Origin of the sequence: Brevibacterium sp. FME17, from assembly GCF_014897515.1 — a bacterium.
Lineage (GTDB): Bacteria > Actinomycetota > Actinomycetes > Actinomycetales > Brevibacteriaceae > Brevibacterium.
In genome coordinates, this window is record NZ_JABUYD010000039.1 from 1 (window position 1) to 18,882 (window position 18,882).

At 60.7% G+C, this 18,882-nt stretch carries 17 protein-coding genes and 1 pseudogene; 9 read left to right on the forward strand and 9 right to left on the reverse strand.

The genetic code is table 11. The features are described 5' to 3' along the window. Positions 1-148: 148 nt before the first annotated feature. From INT40_RS19720 to INT40_RS19730, 3 genes are read right to left on the reverse strand one after another with little or no spacing between them, the layout of a single operon-like run. Positions 149-1,312 carry a hypothetical protein gene (locus INT40_RS19720; RefSeq protein ID WP_193096797.1) on the reverse strand — a complete coding sequence of 388 codons (1,164 nt, stop codon included), beginning with the start codon at positions 1,310-1,312 and terminating at the stop codon, positions 149-151. 34 nt (positions 1,313-1,346) lie between these two features. Next, positions 1,347-1,739, reverse strand: coding sequence for a hypothetical protein (locus INT40_RS19725; RefSeq protein WP_193096798.1), 393 nt, complete (start codon positions 1,737-1,739; stop codon positions 1,347-1,349). Continuing rightward, entirely contained in the window at positions 1,736-2,758 is a 1,023-nt protein-coding gene (locus tag INT40_RS19730) for a hypothetical protein (RefSeq protein ID WP_193096799.1), read from the reverse strand. Before INT40_RS19730 ends, INT40_RS19725 begins: the two co-directional genes overlap by 4 nt. A gap of 1,864 nt (positions 2,759-4,622) precedes the next feature. Here INT40_RS19730 and INT40_RS19735 point away from each other — a divergent pair. Continuing rightward, entirely contained in the window at positions 4,623-5,240 is a 618-nt protein-coding gene (locus INT40_RS19735) for a hypothetical protein (protein ID WP_193096800.1), read from the forward strand. 34 nt (positions 5,241-5,274) lie between these two features. Here the strand turns inward: INT40_RS19735 and INT40_RS19740 are convergent, their stop codons facing one another. Both INT40_RS19740 and INT40_RS21275 read right to left on the reverse strand, forming a co-directional pair. Next, positions 5,275-6,387 carry an AAA family ATPase gene (locus tag INT40_RS19740; RefSeq protein ID WP_193096801.1) on the reverse strand — a complete coding sequence of 371 codons (1,113 nt, stop codon included), beginning with the start codon at positions 6,385-6,387 and terminating at the stop codon, positions 5,275-5,277. A gap of 471 nt (positions 6,388-6,858) precedes the next feature. Beyond that, positions 6,859-7,614 (reverse strand): AraC family transcriptional regulator, encoded by a 756-nt coding sequence (locus INT40_RS21275; protein WP_193096802.1) that lies wholly within the window; start codon positions 7,612-7,614, stop codon positions 6,859-6,861. 84 nt (positions 7,615-7,698) lie between these two features. On the opposite strand from INT40_RS21275, the gene INT40_RS19750 reads away from it, so the two are divergent. Then, positions 7,699-8,493, forward strand: coding sequence for a sulfite exporter TauE/SafE family protein (locus INT40_RS19750; protein ID WP_193096803.1), 795 nt, complete (start codon positions 7,699-7,701; stop codon positions 8,491-8,493). 558 nt (positions 8,494-9,051) lie between these two features. Here the strand turns inward: INT40_RS19750 and INT40_RS19760 are convergent. Next, on the reverse strand, positions 9,052-9,627 hold the full coding sequence (locus tag INT40_RS19760) for a helix-turn-helix domain-containing protein (protein WP_193096805.1): 576 nt from the start codon (positions 9,625-9,627) through the stop codon (positions 9,052-9,054). Between the two features lie 77 nt (positions 9,628-9,704). Here INT40_RS19760 and INT40_RS19765 point away from each other — a divergent pair, with 77 nt between their 5' ends. The 4 genes from INT40_RS19765 (at position 9,705) to INT40_RS19780 (ending at position 14,028) form a co-directional block, all read left to right on the forward strand. Then, complete coding sequence (locus INT40_RS19765) at positions 9,705-10,652, forward strand: NAD(P)/FAD-dependent oxidoreductase (protein ID WP_193096806.1); 948 nt, start codon at positions 9,705-9,707, stop codon at positions 10,650-10,652. Further along, a complete protein-coding gene (locus INT40_RS19770; RefSeq protein WP_193096807.1) occupies positions 10,652-11,281 on the forward strand; it encodes a class I SAM-dependent methyltransferase in 630 nt (209 codons plus the stop codon). The genes INT40_RS19765 and INT40_RS19770 overlap by 1 nt, the downstream gene beginning before the upstream one ends. Before the next feature lie 95 nt (positions 11,282-11,376). After that, positions 11,377-12,867, forward strand: coding sequence for an MFS transporter (locus tag INT40_RS19775; RefSeq protein ID WP_319022037.1), 1,491 nt, complete (start codon positions 11,377-11,379; stop codon positions 12,865-12,867). 96 nt (positions 12,868-12,963) lie between these two features. Next, on the forward strand, positions 12,964-14,028 hold the full coding sequence (locus tag INT40_RS19780; RefSeq protein WP_193096808.1) for an alkene reductase: 1,065 nt from the start codon (positions 12,964-12,966) through the stop codon (positions 14,026-14,028). 330 nt (positions 14,029-14,358) lie between these two features. On the opposite strand, the gene INT40_RS19785 is transcribed toward INT40_RS19780, so the two are convergent. Both INT40_RS19785 and INT40_RS19790 read right to left on the reverse strand, forming a co-directional pair. Then, the gene (locus INT40_RS19785; RefSeq protein WP_193096809.1) at positions 14,359-14,610 is read right to left on the reverse strand and encodes a hypothetical protein; all 252 of its coding nucleotides are present in this window, start codon (positions 14,608-14,610) and stop codon (positions 14,359-14,361) included. Beyond that, positions 14,607-14,960, reverse strand: coding sequence for a hypothetical protein (locus INT40_RS19790; protein ID WP_226831702.1), 354 nt, complete (start codon positions 14,958-14,960; stop codon positions 14,607-14,609). Before INT40_RS19790 ends, INT40_RS19785 begins: the two co-directional genes overlap by 4 nt. Before the next feature lie 33 nt (positions 14,961-14,993). On the opposite strand from INT40_RS19790, the gene INT40_RS19795 reads away from it, so the two are divergent. Further along, complete coding sequence (locus tag INT40_RS19795; RefSeq protein WP_193096810.1) at positions 14,994-15,833, forward strand: LysR family transcriptional regulator; 840 nt, start codon at positions 14,994-14,996, stop codon at positions 15,831-15,833. Between the two features lie 209 nt (positions 15,834-16,042). Here the strand turns inward: INT40_RS19795 and INT40_RS19800 are convergent, their stop codons facing one another. After that, on the reverse strand, positions 16,043-17,278 hold the full coding sequence (locus INT40_RS19800) for an MFS transporter (protein ID WP_193096811.1): 1,236 nt from the start codon (positions 17,276-17,278) through the stop codon (positions 16,043-16,045). 71 nt (positions 17,279-17,349) lie between these two features. On the opposite strand from INT40_RS19800, the pseudogene INT40_RS21425 reads away from it, so the two are divergent. Then, positions 17,350-17,520 (forward strand): annotated as a pseudogene (locus tag INT40_RS21425) (helix-turn-helix domain-containing protein); the annotation flags it as partial. Between the two features lie 21 nt (positions 17,521-17,541). Then, on the forward strand, positions 17,542-18,258 hold the full coding sequence (locus INT40_RS19805) for a LysR family substrate-binding domain-containing protein (RefSeq protein ID WP_319022038.1): 717 nt from the start codon (positions 17,542-17,544) through the stop codon (positions 18,256-18,258). Positions 18,259-18,882 lie beyond the last annotated feature (624 nt).

The window sequence follows — 18,882 nt, forward strand, 5'->3', positions numbered from 1 at the left end:
CCTGGCGGCGTAAGAGAAATCATCAACGAACTGTCTCAAAAACTTGACGAGCGCACTCGGCCTCCGTCCTGTGTTCGTGGGGTGGATTGTTCTACTTCTTATTGAGTGCGCTGGCAGGCGTGGCTCACCGCCTACCAGCGCATATGTCTCACCGATCGATCGCGGCGGCGAGTTCGATGTGGATGGGTACCTTGCGACTGATCTTCGACACCGGCTCACCATCTGAGTTTTTGATATTGCCGGGACGTGCCCAGCGGGTTGCGGATGCTTTGCCGATGAAGACCGGGGCCTCAACGGCGTAGCCACCGATCTGGTCCCGGCGCATGGCGGGGGTGGAGATGACCTTCTGGACGATTTCATCGTCGAGTCGCAGGCGTGACTTGCGTTCTGCGTCGAGCCAAATCTCGCGTACTTTGGCTCGGTTCATCTTCGGTCCCATGTTCTCGTCGGCGACGATGAGCAAGGATCGGTCAACTTTGGTTTTCAAGGGACCGTCAACGATGAAGCTCTGCTGATCAGGTGCTGCCTCGATGCGGGTCGTGGCACCAGTGAGAACCGAACGCTCGCGCAAGATTGGGTCAAGGTGGGTGAGAACATTGTCGAGTCCTCCAAGGAAATTCAACTGTCGGTAGCAACCGACGTTCGACCGGAACCATGCTGAGCCGAGCAAGTACGCTTCGGCCTTGAGGCGGTCCTGGTAGAACTTCTTCAAATATCCGGCGCGTGATTCGATGGGCGAGATTGCCAGTTCCATGAGTTCGAACCACCCGGCCTTCGAGTTCTCGACGTCGAAGGCTTCACACCAGAAGTCGATGGTCTCGACCGGGGCATCTTCAGGAGTCCAGAATCGTTCGTAGAGCAGGTCGGTGAGGACGCAGATGCGTGAGGAGAACTTGTAGGCGGCCAGCATTTCAAACTGTCGCTTGGTCCCGTCTGGCAGTTTCTCCGATTCAGCCACGCTGGACTTGATCGCGTTGAAGACTCGACGGTCCAAGCACACGATGGACTGGTCGGCTGGAGGGTACGGGTTCTTTCGATCCGTATCAGTGACTTCTTCGTGGATGTACTCAGTCGACAAGGTCGAGGCAATGACCGTGCTGGTGACCGTGCGGGGGCGCTCATCGGGCGCCGGGGACATTCTCACTGACCGCCCGGTTGTCGAGGGGTACGCGATGAACATCGTCTCCCGGCGCAGTCCCGGCACACAATCTCTGCGCACCGGTAGTCCGATCGACGATGGATCGTTGAGATCTTTCGTCGCCTGCTTGCGCTGCTTGGCGTCGAATGCCTCGGCTGTCGTTGCGGCTCCCATGGGGCATGTCCTCTCTCAGGTGTGGCTGTGGCGTCTACTTCCTCTTGTGGTGGGCTGTCCTAGTGGCTCCCGGCTCGGCCGTGTCGTAGCGCGACCCATCGTGGTAGTGGCGGTTCATCGCCCACACGTCGGCGATGATGAGGGCGAGCATCGCTACGGCTGGGTGGATCCACATGATGATCAGGGCGATGACCAGCCACCGGTACCAGTGGGCGAAGTCGGCGAAGATCCACATGGCGTGGATGCCCGGCAGGACCAGTGTCGCGGCCAGTCCGATGTCGTACGGGGTAGTTGGAACCATCGACGTGGCCAGGACGTGCAGGCACGCGACGACTCCAAATACAGTCCACCTCAGGAGCGGTGAACCCATGGCGATGGAGAATGTGTCGGCAATCGGGGGGCCGATTCGGGTGATGAAGGTTTTCATGCGGCAGCGGCTCCTTGAGTGCGCAGATGGTTGACCAGGTGGGTGTATCCGGCCTGGTCGATGTCGGCCTCGTCTTGGGCGGACAATGGGGAGGTCATGAGGGCGGATGCGGCGAGGTGGCGCATAACCTCGGGCTTGGGTGACTGAGCGACAGCGAAGCCACGCAGCTTTGTCACTGTTTGACGAACTCGAGTCTCTTCGACGCTTGTGCGAGACAGGAAGCGAACGCTGGGTGCAATGGCTGAGACCATCGACCGCAGCTGTGTCGCGCGCTCGGCCCCTCGGTTGGAGGTCAGTGTGGAAAACCACTTGCCCAGGCGAAAGCCCACGAACCGTTCGTCGATAGGAACCTCGACTCGATCAGGATGTCGGTCGCGCCACGACTGGTAAAGATTGAGGTATTGGGCATCAGAGATTCCGTCGAGGCGGAACGGCTCGTGGGGCCTAATGGCCTCGGCAGTCGAAGAACTCTCGTCGGTGGTGTTCGTTTTCAATGCAGCACGACCGGTGCGGAAGAACCGATGCTCACTGAGGCGGCTGACACCAAGGATGTCTTTGACGATCGTCTTGCGACGATCTGGGTCGATGCTCACCGAATCAGGAAACTCGGTAATAAACCCTGACAGTGGGAACCCGTCGTCGCAGACGTGGTTGGCTCCGATAGGTGCCCTCGTTCCGGCATGGGCTTGAATGTGGGCCACGCCATCGATGAACTGCTGTTCGCGAACGTCAAGGATCCCGGATGCACAAAGATATGCCTCTCGCTCCGAGCGGCTGAGCGTTCCTTTGGCGTGGCGGGTCTGGAGGACGTGAATCCATAGACCCAGCGGAAAGCCGTCTGCGTCGACGAACGTCCGCGGAACAAACTGAACTCCCGCTGCATGTGCTGCTGTGAGCCCGGCGAGTCCTTGGGCGAAGCTGACGCGAGCAGGGTGGAGTACTCGGATTGTCGACTGGCCGCCGAAACTCGACAAATATGTCAGAGCGCGAGTGCGGCTGGGGCATCGTGTTGTGTTCATAATCAGGGCAGAGGTGGGTAAAACTCATGGCTCGATAACGCCCCGAGCTCCGGGCCAAATGCACCGGCTTCACGACCACACGCGATTCTCGTATTCGAGAATGCTTATTGGCCACAACGCGCGCATTGACGACGACCACGAAAAACAACCAACCCTCCTGAACTGGCGGCCGCCCACGGAAGGATTCGCGCCAAGGCCTCGATCGATGTCGAGCTGTAATACGTCCGGGAGGTCCGCTCGCAGATGCCAGGCGTCCTCATTGCCCGTAATGCCGCTGTGCCGCACTCAGGCACGCCCAGGAGGCTCCAGATGCCCATCTTCGTGCAAATACACATTCGTGATCTCGCGTGCCACCGTGCGCCCCTGTGGAGGCTCCGGCGACGCGAGGAGACTTCGATCAATGCGGGAAAGCGTTACTGAGGTTCTCAACGCGTGCGAACGGGCCCTGTTTGTACCCCGAATGCCGCCGCCCAATCGTGTCGCCCCAAACACAAGCTCGAGCTCCTGGAGCAACTATTGCCGGCAGGTGAGGATCGTGGGCTTGTCGTCGTTTGTGTGGTGGTTGCTTTTGGTGGTCGCGGCCGAGCTTGTCGGGGTCGGGTGCAACGGTGGCTAGCTACTGTTTCATCAGGGTGCCACCGGCGTTGTAGCAGCGTTTTTTACTCGTTTCTCAAGGTCAGACGGCCTGTTTTTGGTCTGATTAGGTTATTACTACGTTCCTCACGAACCCATGCACCCCCCCCTATAGAGAAAAAGAGAGACACCCTGGTGAAAATAAAAAGGCATACATGCGTGAACTAGGGGGCTGTAGTAATGTAGTAATTCTTCTTCTTTAGGAAAAGATATAGATATAAGCACTCTGTCTCACCTGGGATTTTGTCTCGACAATCGAACGCTTGTCTGATTAAAAGTTTCCTACGGTTGTGGTGATTGCCTGTAGTGTTTGGCCAAATCGGGGTCGTATGAGCCGGTTTTTACTACCAAGTGGCCTGCGTCACATCGTGTCGTTTGATGATGTTTGGTGCAGTTCAGTTCGGTATGGCCAGTGATAATCAGTTATGAACTAGTTTGCCAATGTTTGATCTAGTAAATGGAAGTACGTGATCTTTAACTGACGTTCACTACCGTTTGATCGCTACAGCGTTACAGCGGGCACCTAGACTGCATCTGTGAACGTTTGATGTCTAGTCGTATACCTTTGTCACTGTTTGCGTGTGTTTGCCTAGTTGATTCGTGTTTGCAAACGTAATCAAACTGCATCAAACGGCATGGTGGGACGTGCGTCGACGCTGCCTCTCGGTCCTAAGGTGTGTTCGCATGATGGGTTTTTGCCTGTAATGACTGGTGAAAGCACCCGCGTCATCGAGGAGTCGGGTTTTCGTGTTTCTGTGTGTCGGCTGTGCTTGAGCTGTGCGTGAGTGCTTGTTGCGGTAGTTTCTGAGAGGTATACCCCCTGGGGGTGTTTGTGGTTGGTGCGAGTCGCTTTTGGCTCGAAAGTGCTGTTTTTCGCTCGGATCGTCAGTTGCTGCTTCAGTGGGGTCTGGAAGGTGTTTTCCGGACCTGTTGTGTGTTCACATGGTGGGATTTTGCCTGTAATGCCTGGTGAGAGCACCCGCGTCATCGAGGGGTCGGGTTTTTCGTGTTCTGGAGATCGGGCCATTTCGGCCACTTTTGCCAGGATCCGGCCAACTAGAGAATCTGACCCAAAACACGACTGATTCGAAGGTGAATCGGCAGCCGCTGACGACCTCAGTTCAATGGTTTGGCAGAAGGAAAACAGTGGTCGCTCAGCCAAGGTTGCGCATAGATACCAGTAAGCGGCTATTGGCCGCGAGCCCATCAGCCAACGAGTTCGAAAGCGATCGTGATCGCCATGCCGGAAGTCATCTTCACCTGCTACGCCGCAGACAGTGCAATTGAGTACATTGACGTCACTGCAACCATAGAGACGATCAGCACCGCCGACCTGTTCGATCTCGTCGACGACTCCCCGGAGCTACACCAGATCGCCGGCAGATACTCTGACACGATCTTCTCCCATGTCTTCGGCACTGGTTCTGTCCACGAATGGCTCGATGAATTTCTCGAAAACGACGAAACTTTAGCTTACCTGAGCGATGATCCTGTCACGCTGAACCGCTTGGCCGGCAACTCATCGTCGAGTGTCAGACTCCTCGTCAGCGGTAATCCGTTCACCCCTCGACCGGCAATCAATCGTCTCTGCCTCGATAGCGATCTGAAGGTCGCCATCGAGTCAGCCAAGGATCTGCGCGTCTCCTACCGAGGGCAGTTGGCGCTCATCGCGAAGGCAGCAGACTGGTCGACAGAAGACCGCGAGGACCTCGTGACCGCCATCGCTTACAACCCACGGACACTGCCTGTGGCGTTATCGAAGGCAGCAACGCTCAGCGGCGATGCATCGACTCGTCACGTCATCGAGGCCAGGCTCAAGGCACGCAAATTGGCCCGGCTCTCCCACTAAGGAAGAACCGGGCCAATGGCTGGTCACGGAGCGCTCAGGCGGCTGGGGCGTCTTCCCAGACTCCCACTGCGCGATAGACATCAGAGAAGATCTCTGCGGTGCGCTTGCTGACCGTGGCATCGTCAGGCTTGGAGTTCAGCAGCGACCGCGCGGCAGGCTGGGCCACGTCGGCGCGCCCCTGCTCACCACAGCGAGTGACGAGTTCCATTGCCTTTGCCCACGCCTCGTCGCCTGTATTACCAAGCGTCTGTACGGCTCCCAGGAGCGCGTAGATGAGATCAGCACGTGAGGTGAAGTCCACCTCGTCAGGATTGTCCATAGCCCATTCGGGGTCGTAGAGGTCGTACTGGGACTTCCATGCCACGAAACGGTGTGCGGCGGCTTCTCCCACACAGCCTTTGACTGCGGTGAAGATCGCGTCCTCGTCGTTTTCGCGCAGTTCGCCGAGGATCTGCATGGCGAACGTCCACGTCCTCGGGCTGGCGAAGGCACCAGCCTGAGTAGTGAAGTCCTCCGGGGTGCCGGGGTTGACCTCAGTGGGTGACATACGCAGGTACGTGGCAAGCATCGAGCGCATCTTAGCTCGGTGAGCAACTGTGTCAGGCCCCAACAGTGAGTCCATCGCGGGGATATCCTGAGAGGCGAAGTCATCGACAACGCCATCAAGCCAGGCGTTGAGGTCGAATGCCCAGTTGAAATGTGCGAAGCGGTTAGCAATCGGAGCGGCGAGGTCAACGCCGTCGACAGCGATATCGACCGGATTCATCAGAGCAACCATCGATACAGTCTCAGGCAAAGTCAGGTTGCCGACTGTGCGCTCTCCCAGTACCCGGAGCATTGCCTTGAAGACATCGCCGCCCGTGTTGAACTCGTCGAAGACGACGATGGCCTTCTGCGCCTCAGAGGCTCGGCGTGCCCAGTCGACATCGAGGTAGCTGGTCATGCCATCGTGCTCGGCTGGCAGACCCATGAAGTCCTGACGGTCGCGGTTGGACCCGACAACGGCTTCGAAGTGGTATCCCCACGCTTCGGCCAGAGCCTTCCATGTGGCAGTCTTACCCAGCCCTACGTCGCCGGAGAACAGTGGGATTGTGGTTGACCGGACGCAGGCGGCTGCGATGCGAAGTTGAAGTGAATCATCAGACATTGTTCTGTCTCTCCCATTTCGATTGGTGTGTTCAGGTTGCGGACTGTGCCGCTCACAAAGATCAGGCGTGGGGAATTTGCGTGGCTCACGCTGACGTGCAGTGTGCGAGGACCAGAAGAGGGACCGGTAGGCATCGCCGCTGAGCGTTCTATCATCCAGCGGTCACACACCACGGCGACAGCGATACTGAATAGAGCGAGAATGAGGCGCCGGTCGCCGCTTTGCCGTCCATGATGGGAGAACTGTTCGTCTCCTCGGGCGGGTAAGGCACACTGGTCGCTGATTGCATGAGTGGAAACAAGGCCTGGGGCGACTCAGATTTCATCGGCTCGCCTGCCACTCCCGCCGTTGAGGAAGTCGACCTCGGCGGTTGCCGTTCAAACGATGTTTACGGCCGGTCGACGTTCGTTTTCGCCGATCATACCGACAAGTTCCTCACTGCAAGGCGAGCCACATCGGGGCTCTCTCGATTCAGCTGAAGCGTGATGGCGGTGCGCCGAAGACGCGAGTGAACGCAGCCGTAAATGCTGCTGGGGAAGCATACCCAAGACGAGCAGAGACATCTGTAACGCTCGAGATGGGGAGTAGGCGGAGGCTGGCCAAGAGACGGGCGTGCGACCGCCAAGCGGCGGAACTGGTGCCAGTCTGCGCGCGAAACTGGCGATCGAATGTACGCGAGCTCCTGTTCGCCGCCTTAGCCCAGGTCTCATTCGTCACAGCGAGGTCTGGGGCTGCAAGATACGTGCGGCACAGCGACCGGAAAGGTTCCTCGCGCGGCAGCGAGACCGACAGGGCCATGGGCGTGAGATGGCGCAGTTCGTGCAAAATCAGGTTGGCGACCGCGCCGTCACGTCCGGTGACGTCATAGTCCGGCGCGAAGGTATTCGCGGTGCGAAGGAGTTCGCGCAAAAGGGGGTCGATGTCGACGACTATGCAGCGGGTCGGCCACCATGGTGCGGCGTCCGGTTCGATGTACAGGCTCCAGGTCGTGACGCCATCCATCAGGACCTCGTGTGCGACACCTGGTGGGATAAGAACAGCGCGGTCAGTAGGGACGGTCCACGCCCCGTCATCGGTCTCGACTTGCATTACTCCGCTCGCGCCGTAGAGCAATTGCGCCCGGCGATGCGTGTGACGAGGTAGTACGTGTCCGGGCGGGTAATCGGTCCCAATCGGGAGCACGTCGACTGGGAAGTGGTCGATGTCATCGAGGCGAAGGTTGTGCACGACGCCACTCTAGTGGCTAAAACGCGAAAGGTCGTGAGCGAAGATCGATTGCCCGCCCTTGCTGATGCGCGGTGTGATGGAACCATGTCATTGTTGGTTCTGTTCTTCGTGGGTTTAGCTGTCGGTGTGACGACGGTCCTTTTCGGCTTCGGTGGGGGCTTCGTCACGGTCCCCATCATCCTGCTCGTCGACGCGGCGCGAGGGCCCGATGCTCTACGGATCGCGGTCGCGACATCGGCGCTGGTGATGCTCGTCAACGCTGTGATCGCAACCTCGTCGACGCGGCGGAGTGTTCTTGCTCATCTCCGTGGACGGAGGGCGCTGTTCTCCCTGCTCGCCCTCGGAGGTGCGGCAGGCGCGGTTGGTGCGTTGTTCGTTCCCGACGTAGTCCCGCGGTGGGGCTTCGTCATTTACATTGGCATCACTGTTGTCGATCTGCTGCTCCGCCCAGGGTTCTTCCCCAGGCGAGGACCGGTTCGACCCCCAAAGGGAGGCAGTGATCGCGCACTCCCAGACGGGTGGGGAATCCCGATTGGTGGACTCGCGTCCTTCCTCGGAGTGGGTGGGAGCGTGATGACCGTGCCGATGATGCGTCGCTCCGGTATGGACATGGGAGTGGCGACGACCTTGGCAAATCCGCTGACCATCGCGATCGCGGCACCGGCAATGCTCGTGGCATTCGCGTTCGGCGGTGGCATCGCCTCGGCTCCGGGTCTGATCGGAACCGTCGACGTTGCCTCGGCGCTCGCACTGCTGGCGGGTGCGATCCCGGTCATCGTCCTGCTTAGGCGACGGCCCCCGAGGATCAACAACGCCGTGCACAGTTGGGCCTACCTCGCGTTGCTTGTCGTAGCCGCGATCGCTGTGGCTATCGCGTGATCAGCGGACATAGCCCTCGGCAATTGCGAAACGTACGACATGACTTCTACCGACGCGCTGTGTGAAACGGCTGATCTCATGATGCGCCGCTATCTTCGCGGATTCCGCTTTGTATCCTCAGGCAAATCTCCCGAAGGTGGCGTTTCTGCGCGATGGTGAGGTTGCTGAGCACGAGCTGGTGAACCAACGCTGCGTGGCCTGGAGTCGCAGCGTTCGCGACAGTCTCGCCCGTGTCGGTGAGCGTGGCCGGGGCGGAGCGCCCATTGTTTGGGTCAGGCGAACGTCTGACCCGCCCTTTTCGCTCGAGGCGAGAAGCCGCGCGCGAGAGTCTGGAGAGTGAACTATAGGCGTAGCCCGCGACCATGGTCATGCGCAACCTGTGCTCCTCCGCGGTAGCGAGGGCGTACATGATGCCGTACTCGAAGTGAGTCAACTGTGCATCGGTCATCCTCAACGGGAGAACCCGTGAAAGAAACGACTCGGCAGTCGACCGTCTGCTAGCGACCGTCGCTGGCGCAGACGTTTCCTCAGAGCCGACCGAGGTCCAGTCCGCAGCTCTCAGGCGTCGCGGATGTGAATCTGCTCGCCCCGAGCGCTAAAGAGGGTGAGGACCTCGACCGGCTCTATCGTGCCGCTGGCCATGCCGTGCGGTGCGGCCGTGTCAAACTCGGCTGCCTCTCCGACACTGAGTACGGTCAGCTCCGTGCCAATCTTCAGGTGCAGTGTCCCGGCGAGAACGAAGATCCACTCGTAGCCCAAATGGACATTTTGGGTGATCGGTGCGTCCGGCTCACGTCCGGGCATGATGACTTTGAACGCCTGTACCCCGATCGGTCGTGTCGTGAGAGGTATGAAGATCATCCCGTGGCGCTTGACGGGTTTGGGATGCACCCGTGGGTCGCCCGATGCGGGTGCACCCACGAGATCATCAAGGGGCACGTGGAATGCGCGGGCGATCTTCAACAGCACGTCGAGACTCGGATTGCGGAGTCCTGATTCGAGTCTGGACAGGATGCTGATCGAGACCCCTGTACTCTCGCTCAGGTCGGCGAGACGGAGGCCCCGTCTCATCCGCATTTCTCTCAGCCGTGCGCCGAGCCCGCCGACTACTGCGTCGAGGTCGTCGTTTTCCATACCTCCATCATCAGTCGTAATTGCGGAAACCGCAAATCAGTTTGTGGTTTTGGGTTGTCATCTCGCATTATCGACTCATGATGAGAACAGAGTGGGATGTCATAGTGATCGGGGGCGGCAGTGCCGGTCTCAGTGCGGCGCTGATGCTCGGGCGTGCGCGCCGCAAAGTGTTGGTGCTCGATGCGGGGGCGCCCCGGAACAGGTTCGCCGCCCACATGCACGGGTCGCTCGGTCACGACGGCAGACCGCCGTTGGAGCTACTCGCGGTCGGCCGGAGCGAGGTCGAAGCCCACGGTGGTGTCATCTGGAACACGGCCGCGGTGACAACCCGCCGAGAAGATCGCGGGTTCGCGGTCGAGACCGCTGACACTCGCATCATTCAGGCGCGAACGGTCTTAGTGGCGACCGGTGCCAACGATGAGCTTCCCAACATCGATGGGCTCGCCCAGCGTTGGGGCAACGGCGTCGCGGCGTGCCCGTACTGCGACGGCTACGAGGTGCGCGACCGCCGGATCGGAATCGTGGCCACCGGCCCCGACAGCGTCTTCCAGGCGCAATTGCTGCGGCAGTGGTCCGACCAGATCATCTACCTCCCCCACACCACCGACGCCCCAACCGGCGAGGAACGAGCTGCGTTCGACGCCCGCGGCATCCGTATCGAGAACGGACAGATCACGCGCGTACTCTCTGGAAGCCAGCAGCTCTCCGGTGTCGAACTCGACGACGGACGTACCATCGAGCTCGATGCAATCTTCACCGCCCCACGCCTGATCCCGCAGGACGCTGCGCTCCGTCAGCTCGAGGTCGAACGTACGGATCACCCCTGGGGGTCCTTCGCCACGGTCGACCCGAGCGGTAAGACAAGCCTGGACGGAGTGTGGGCGGCCGGGAACGTGGTGAACGCAATGGCTAACATCCCGGTATCTATAGGCACCGCCGCCCTTGCAGCCGGAGCGATCAACCACGCCCTCGTCCTTGACGACATCCGTGTCGCGCTCAGCAACAACCCAGTGGCGGAGGCGTGATGAGCGACGACACGACGGCGAGTGAGCGTTTCTGGGAGCCTCAATACCAGGGCTCGCGGCCATCGCTGGGGGCCCGGCCGAACCCAGCCTTTGCTGATGTCGTCGACGATCTGCGTCTCGTGCCAGCTCGCGCTCTGGAACTGGGATGCGGACATGGTGGGGATGCGCTCTGGCTTGCCTCGAACGGATGGCAGGTCACGGCGGTCGACGTCTCCGCGACAGCAGTCGCACGTGTAAACGATGCAGGCCAGCACAGCGGACTCGGTGCGAGCCTGACTGCGGTTCAGCAGGACCTCACTTTAGACCTCCCCACCGGCGTATTCGATCTGGTGTACGCCTGCTACTTCCACACACCGGTGGAGATCGGTCGGGACGCGATCATAGGTCGCGCATCCGACCTCGTGTCCTCGAAGGGCTTCCTCATCGTCATCGACCACGCATCAGCAGCACCGTGGTCCTGGGGTCACCCCGATCAACAGTTTCCCACGGCACACGAGACGCTGACCCGGTTCGGCCTCGGTGAAGACCTGCGTCTCGTGCGGGAAGAGACCACATGGCGCGAAGCCTCCGGCCCTGCCGGACAGCGCGCCGCCGTCGCGGAGAACATCATCATCACCCAGCGCCTCTGATCGATCATTCGAAGCCGACCGAGCTCGTTCCCTCCCTACCCCAGCGTTCCGTAATCGCGGGCCTACCGGCCTGCCCAGAATCAGAGGATCACCACGTGTCAGATTCACCAGTCCCCGCACAGCCACCGTCTACATCGACAGACCCACGGAAGTGGTTCGCCCTGGTCGCGATCACCCTTGCCAGCCTCATGGTTGTCCTCGATGCCTCCATCATCAACATCGTCTTGCCTCAGGCGCAGCAGGAGCTTGGAATCTCGGATGCAGACCGAGTCTGGGCCGTGACCGCCTACGCCATCACCTTCGGCGGCCTCCTAATGCTCGGCGGTCGGATCGCGGACATCGTCGGACGCAAGAAGACGCTGATCATCTCGCTCATCGGCTTCGCGATCGTGTCCGCCATCGGCGGCCTCGCCGTCACCCCGGGGATGCTCTTCGCCGCTCGCGCCGCGCAAGGTGTGTTCGCCGCAGCCCTCGCGCCTGCGGCCCTGTCGTTGTTGAACGTCACCTTCACTCAACCGCGCGAACGAGCACGAGCATTCGCCGCCTACGGGGCCGTCCAAGGTGCCGGTGGTGCTATTGGCCTACTCATGGGCGGTGTACTGACTGAGTTCGTCAACTGGCGTTGGACGCTGTTCATCAACGTGCCGATCTCCCTCGTCGCCGTCGCCATCGCGCTCTGGGCAGTCCGAGAGAGCCGAGATGGAAAATCGCGCCATTTGGACGTCCTCGGCGCGGTTCTAGTCACAGCAGGATCCGCACTCCTCGTCGTCGGGTTCACCTACGCCGCCGAACCCACATTCGGCTGGACCAGCGCCGTCACCATCGCCTCCCTGATCGGGGCCGTCGCGCTACTCACCGGATTCGTCTTCGCGCAAACGAAGGTGAAGAACCCGATGCTCCCGCTGCGCATTCTGACGAACCGCACCCGTGGCGGAGCGCTCCTCGCCGGTTTCCTCGCCAACGCGGCAGTGTTCGGGATGTTTCTGTTCCTCACCTACTATCTGCAGCTCTCGCTCGGCTTCACGCCGCTGCAGACTGGCTTCGCCTTTCTCCCGTTCAGCATCGGCATCGTCGTGAGCGCAACCCTGTCCTCCTCACTCCTGCCCCGGGTCGGAGCCAAGCCCCTCATCGTCGGCGGCCTGATCCTCGCCACAGCGGGCATGGGCTGGCTGACCACGATCGGGGAATCGTCATGGATCACAGTCGTGCTGCCCTCGCAGATCCTGATGGGTCTAGGACTCGGCGTGATGTACGTCGCGATCAACAACGCCGCACTGAACGGCGTCATGGACGCGGATTCCGGGATCGCCAGCGCCACGATCAACACCACTCAGCAACTCGGCGGAGCCCTCGGCGTCGCGTTGTTGAACACCGTCTACGCCAACGCACTCCTCGCGAGCGGCTCGGGGACGCCGTCCGAGCAAACGTCCCTCGCTGCTTACCAAACTGCGTTCTTCGTGTCCGCTGCGCTCCTCCTCGCCGCGACAATCGCCGGACTCCTCACCCGCAACTCTGGTAAACGAACGCCGAGCACCGACGCTGCGACAGAGGAAACCAATGCTCGCACACCAACTGCCACGCACTAGGCGCGCTTCGGCGTCTCCTGCATGACCCGATCACCCCACACGACCTGAACGCGGCCCATCGCTACAAGCATGCGCCGCACGACCTGAAAGAAGACTATGGACCTCTTTACCCCACTGATGCTTGGCGATCTACGCCTCGAAAACCGGATCGTCATGGCACCAATGACACGCAGGCGGGCCGATGCCGACGGTACCCCGACGAAGTTGCAAGCGGAGTACTACGCGCAACGCGCCGGCCTCGGCCTCATCATCGCGGAAGGCACTTATCCCAGTCATGAATCACGTGGTTACCCAGGCCAGCCGGGCATCATCACTGCCGAACACGCAGCCGGATGGACCCGTGTCGCTGATGCCGTACACGACGCCGGCGGGACGATAGCTATGCAGATCATGCACGCCGGACGTGTCACCCACCCCGACATCACCGGCACCGAACGCATCGTCGCGCCTAGCGCAATCCCTGCCGCCGGCGAGGTCCACGCCGTACACACGACGCTGCCGTTCCCGAAACCGCACGCCCTCACCACTCTCGAGGTTTCCCTCGTGCGAGATGAGTTCGTGACGGCGGCCAGACGCGCGATCGACGCCGGTCTGGACGCCGTGGAACTCCACGGCGCCAACGGCTATCTGCTGCACCAGTTCCTCGGCTCCGGCTCCAACCGCCGCGCCGACTTCTACGGCGGCGGCCCCGAGGCGCGGGCACGCTTCGTGGTCGAGACCGTCGCGGCGGTGGCGGACGAGATTGGCGCGGAACGAGTGGGCATCCGTCTCTCGCCCGGTGCCAACATTCAGGACGTCATCGAGACCGACCCGGCGGATCTCCGCGCCACCTACTTGGCTCTCGCAGACGGACTCGCGCCGTTAGGCCTCGGCTACCTCAGCATCCTGCACCCACAGCCCGAGAGCGAACTGATCCAGGAATTGCGTGCACGCGTCGGGGCACCGCTCATCGCCAACACCGGGTTCAGCACGACCACCACACGCGAGCAAGCAATGACACTGCTCTCGAGAGGAGTGGCAGACGCTGTCGCTGTAGGACGGCCTGTCATCGCCAACCCTGATCTCGCACAACGCTGGCGGCACGATTTACCCGAGAACGTCCCAGACCCAAGTACCTTCTACGTGGGCGGAGCCGCAGGCTTCACTGACTCCTCTCTATGACCCACGCAAAGCTTTTCGACACAACGGTGATTTGGCCCGACGGGCCGTGCGGGAACGCAGGGGCCGGCGCGTGCGCCCCGAAGCGGACGCCAACGGCAACCTGGGCCGAAGGATAAAGGCTTTCTGAGACATCCGCCGGATTCCGGCTGCATGATCTCTGCTCAGTGTGATTCTGGGACAGCGCCTGTCACAACAATGGGTCGCAACATCTCGCTGGTGTGCCGTCGTCCGTTACCGACGTCTCTGCCCGACTCGGGCACGCGGCGCTCAGATACCTGGACAAGTGGCTCGTGCCTCGAGCGCATCGACTGGCCCGATGACCGGTGTGTTCTACGTCTGGAGCCACCTGGAGAACAGCCTCATCATTAGCGGCGTGACAATGAACGTCAGGAGGAACACCAAAACCAACGAGAGCACCAACGTGGTGATGTAGACCGGAACCAACTGGATCAGCGGCTCTCCTGCCCAGAGTAGGAGTGTTATCAAGGGGTAAGCCGAGATCCAGTTGAGGATCGCGATCTTGTATCGTGGCGGCCCGGCCAGTGGGGCCGCCGCCACATCCGGTTCGATGGCTTCGGTCACTCGTGGACCTCGTAATTGACCCAGCCAACCTGATACGGGTGTGTTGCCTTCCACTTGTGGATCACGTCCGTCGCGCCAGGCGCGGCGAAGAAGGTTGCCAGGTCTTCCTGGGCCTCGACGGTGAAGTTGAGCATAGCCGTGGCGATGAACGCCGGGATCGCTTCCTCCCCCTGAACAGGCACATGGTGGTAGGCCGAGAAGTCCCGGACCACTCCAGTGTTCTTCATCACTGTTTCGATATCTGACAGGAACTGATCTAGGTCGACATCGGCGATTGGATTGGTGAAGGATACGAGCATTGTGTGTATGAACATGCCTATAGTCAAACACCACAGGTTGCCGGTGTCCAATATCAACTAGTTCGATACTGATAACCTAAAGGCATGAATGATGTAGAGATGCGGGACCTCAGATACTTCGTCGCCGCCGCCGAAGAGCTGCACTTCGGGCGAGCGGCCGAGGTCCTGCGTATCGCCCAGCCTGCTCTGTCCAAAGCGATCCAGCGCTTGGAGAGGCGCCTCGGCATTGAACTGTTCACTCGGACTAGCAGAAGTGTGGCACTCACCATCGCGGGCGCGGCCCTTCTTGAGCACGGCCGACACGCGCTCAACGCCATCGATGTCGCTGTGCAGGCTGCGCGGCGAGCAGGCGAGACTACTTCTATACAGTTGGCGATGAAGCCAGGTGGGGATGCAGGGCTGCTCTCAACGCTCTTGCAGGAGTACGCCAATCATTCCGGGGCGCGGCAGGTCGACATCATGTTCCATCCCGGCGTCGAACGAGCTACGCTCGTCCGCGATGGACGAGCCGACGCCGCTCTGCTCTATACCCCCTTTGAGAATACCGACGGGCTCATGACCGCCACGCTCCATGTGGAAGACAGAGTGGCGGTGCTTCCAGTCGGTCACCGGCTTGCGGACCGCATGAACATTTCGCTCGATGAGCTGGGTAACGAGACGTTCCCACGCTGGTTCGGCCGTGACGATGACGGCACTGGGGGGCCCGCGATCAGCGACGTCGCAGAACTTGTCCCCCTCGTCCGCCTCGGTCGCGTGGTCGCCGTGTTGCCTCGTTCCCTCGCCGGGCTCGCCGGGGAGGGAACCGTATGCGTGCCTGTGTCAGACGCGTCACCCAGCGCCATCGTCATCGGATGTCGAGCGGACGATGACCGCGGACCGATGCGGGCTCTCATGACAGCCGCCCGATCCATTTCGTCAGACTAGACGCGATGAACCGTCGGTTCTCGTGAGGCCAGGCCCCGATCCGCACGCCTTTGGCTCGCTTGCTTAGCGTGCGTGGCCCTGTTCAACCATCGAAAAGTTGCATTGTGGTTCAGCTTGGCCCTTTGAGGCTGCGCGCACCGTAGTCGGTGTGGTCGCCGACTAGCTTGACCTCGTCAGCGTGGACGAAGTGTGTCGTTCGAGACTGTAGATTATGGATTAGCCCTGTTTGATTGATTTAACGCGTAAGACGCGTGTCGTGGCGTGAGCATTGCTACGAGAATTTGAAGTAGTGCGAACCCGGCTCCGACAGTGCAGACTCCTGCCCATCCCCATCTGCTGGCAGCGATCGGGACCGCGGCGGAGCCGAGGGCTCCTCCCGCGAAGTATGCGGTCATGTACGCCGACGTGATGCGTGATCGGGCGTCGCCGGGGAGGGCGTATATCTGGCTTTGGTTCGTGATGTGCATTCCCTGGATAGCGAAATCGAGGAGAACGATCCCGAGCACGAGCGCTATGAGGTGGGACGCTCCGAAGGCAAGTGCTGCCCAAGACACGAGCATCACAATTGCCGTGCCCCAGGTGGTCACTTGCGCCCGTCCGCTGTCAGCGAGCTTCCCCGCGAATCGCGCACCCACCGCTCCAGCGGCACCGATGACGCCGAACAGCCCGATGACGCTTTCAGAGTAAATGTAGGGTTCGCCGGAGAGTAGGCCAGTGAGTGCCGTCCATAGAATGCTGAATTGTGCGAATGCGATCGCCCCGAAGAGCATGCGGATCCGCAACACGGGTTGCTGGCGGACGAGCCCGAACACCGAGCCCAACAAGTGAAAGTAGTTCGTAGTCGTACCGGCGGGTTGCTCCGAGGGGAGCCGACTGGCAAGCACCACAGCAATGACAAGCATGCTGGCCGCCGCCGCGACATACACTGCACGCCACCCCGCAAGATCGGCGATGAGCCCGGCGGCTGTTCGTGCGAGCAGGATCCCGATAAGGAGACCGCTCATGACGCTTCCGACGGCCCTGCCCCGTTGGGCGGGGGCCGCGACGGTGGCGGTAAGTGCGACAAGCAGCTGGGCTACCACGGCCATCGCTCCGACCAGTGGCGCGAGCCACAGCACCCACCCGCCGGTGGGAGCGAGGGCCGTGAGCCCGAGTGCCAGCGCGGAGAGGATGCTGAGCCCAACGATGAGCCGTCGACGGTTAAGCATGTCTCCGAGTGGGAGGATCAGGAACAGGCTGGCGGCGAATCCAACTTGCGTGAGCGTCACGATCAATGGGGTCACCGAGTCGGGGATGTCAAGATCGGTACCGATCGCTTCAAGCAGAGGCTGACTGTAATAGGCGACGGCGACCGCAGTCGCGGTGGCGGTGGCGAGCAATGCAACGGTGGACCGGGGCAACGCGCGTGCCGAGCCGCTCACTGACTCATTATTCAAACTCCTCATAGTTTCAACTCTGCACGCACTCACACCAGGTGTCGAAGACTCATCGTGAGCGAACCTGATACCTTGAAGGTATGCAGATTGAGTTGCGGTGGCTGCGCTACGTCGTGGCCGTAGTGGACGAGGGTGGCATGCAACGAGCCGCTGCTGCACTCCACATGACGCAACCTCCACTCAGCCGACAGATTCGTGAACTTGAGCGACGACTTGGGACCCCACTCTTCACTCGACGACCCCTTTCACTCACCCCGGCGGGTGCTGTGTTCGTGGAGAAAGCGCGAGCGGTTCTCTCATCGGTCGACGAGCTTGTGACAGTGACCCGCGCCACATCCACAGGAGAGGTAGGCGGACTCACAGTCGGATACATTTTGTCCGGGGCGTACGACACCATTCCGCGGCTGAGCGAAGCAGCGGCATCCGCATTCCCCGGATTACGAGTCGACTCTAGGGAGCTCTGGCCTGCACAACTCGACGCCGGTTTATTGGACGGTGAGCTTGACCTTGTGATCGCGCACACCATGACTGCCCGGCCAGAATTCCGTCGCGAACCGCTGCGTACTGACCCGTTGGTCGCCGTCACACGACCTACGAACCCTGCCACGTCACGCGAGGGCCCCGTGAGGCTCGGTGAAGCCTTCGACGGGCAGACGTTCGTCTTTTACGACCCGAAGTATGCACCGGAGCACTACGCGCTGCTCACCAAAGCTCTTGACATTGGCGGCGGTTCACATCAGGTGCGTCTCGATATGACGCCAGGACTGCGCAACATCGCCCTACCGGACGATGACAGCTTCACGCTAATCCCTGAGTCCATGGCCCCGTTCCTTCCCCGAACCGTCCGCGAAGTTATACTCGACACGAGCAATCTCCCTGCACTGGACGTTGAGCTCGTGTGGCATCGAGAACGCGAATCGCCAATCCTTTTGAGTTTCCTCACCATTGCCCGCGAAGTGAACGCAGAACACAGATGGATGAAATGGTGACCGTGGGCGACAGTGACGATCTACCCAGCGGGACTGGAAACTTGGTCCAAAATCGCGCCATTGACACCGGGCGTGGAGTGGTGGACCGGTAACAGTGGCGCGTCATACCCGCCTCCGACGACGGCACCGTTAATGCTCGTGAGATCGGTAGAAGACGCCGGAACTCCCGCACCACCGGCTTCCCGGCTGAGATTGTGGGCGAGCACGTACACCTGCCCTATGTGCAACTACCGGTTAAGAGGCCCAAGGAATAACCAACGATGCTTCGCACACGGCACTGACCGATACGACGATCGCAGTAAGCGTATATGTAGGCTGTGAACTCATCCGGCTCCACGTCGTCGCTGAGACCATGCAGAGTTGTGGGTGCAGCTCGTTGATCTGGCTGATCATGGCCCCAGCAACGCCACCGCACAAGCTGCTGAAACGGTGCGGGGCATCCGTTAAGGTCTGCCCAATTAAAGTCGTGAGCAACTATTTCGCAACTGAGGTGCAGCGTGAAGGCGCACTTAAACGCAGGCCGAACAGCGCAAATCTCTTGAATTGGTGTGCCTGCCTGGCTCTCTCAGCCTCGATCCACCGATCTAGGCTGAAGCTGCACGCTGGTCTGGATTTCGGTGTTTG

Coding starts and splice junctions, on each gene's coding strand:
- INT40_RS19780 (WP_193096808.1), top strand. CDS start 12,964: ATGGACCTCTTTACCCCACTGATGCTTGGCGATCTACGCCTCGAAAAC.
- INT40_RS19750 (WP_193096803.1), top strand. CDS start 7,699: ATGTCATTGTTGGTTCTGTTCTTCGTGGGTTTAGCTGTCGGTGTGACG.
- INT40_RS19730 (WP_193096799.1), bottom strand. CDS start 2,758: ATGAACACAACACGATGCCCCAGCCGCACTCGCGCTCTGACATATTTG.
- INT40_RS19770 (WP_193096807.1), top strand. CDS start 10,652: ATGAGCGACGACACGACGGCGAGTGAGCGTTTCTGGGAGCCTCAATAC.
- INT40_RS19740 (WP_193096801.1), bottom strand. CDS start 6,387: ATGTCTGATGATTCACTTCAACTTCGCATCGCAGCCGCCTGCGTCCGG.
- INT40_RS19795 (WP_193096810.1), top strand. CDS start 14,994: ATGAATGATGTAGAGATGCGGGACCTCAGATACTTCGTCGCCGCCGCC.
- INT40_RS19765 (WP_193096806.1), top strand. CDS start 9,705: ATGATGAGAACAGAGTGGGATGTCATAGTGATCGGGGGCGGCAGTGCC.
- INT40_RS19760 (WP_193096805.1), bottom strand. CDS start 9,627: ATGGAAAACGACGACCTCGACGCAGTAGTCGGCGGGCTCGGCGCACGG.
- INT40_RS19725 (WP_193096798.1), bottom strand. CDS start 1,739: ATGAAAACCTTCATCACCCGAATCGGCCCCCCGATTGCCGACACATTC.
- INT40_RS19720 (WP_193096797.1), bottom strand. CDS start 1,312: ATGGGAGCCGCAACGACAGCCGAGGCATTCGACGCCAAGCAGCGCAAG.
- INT40_RS19800 (WP_193096811.1), bottom strand. CDS start 17,278: ATGAGGAGTTTGAATAATGAGTCAGTGAGCGGCTCGGCACGCGCGTTG.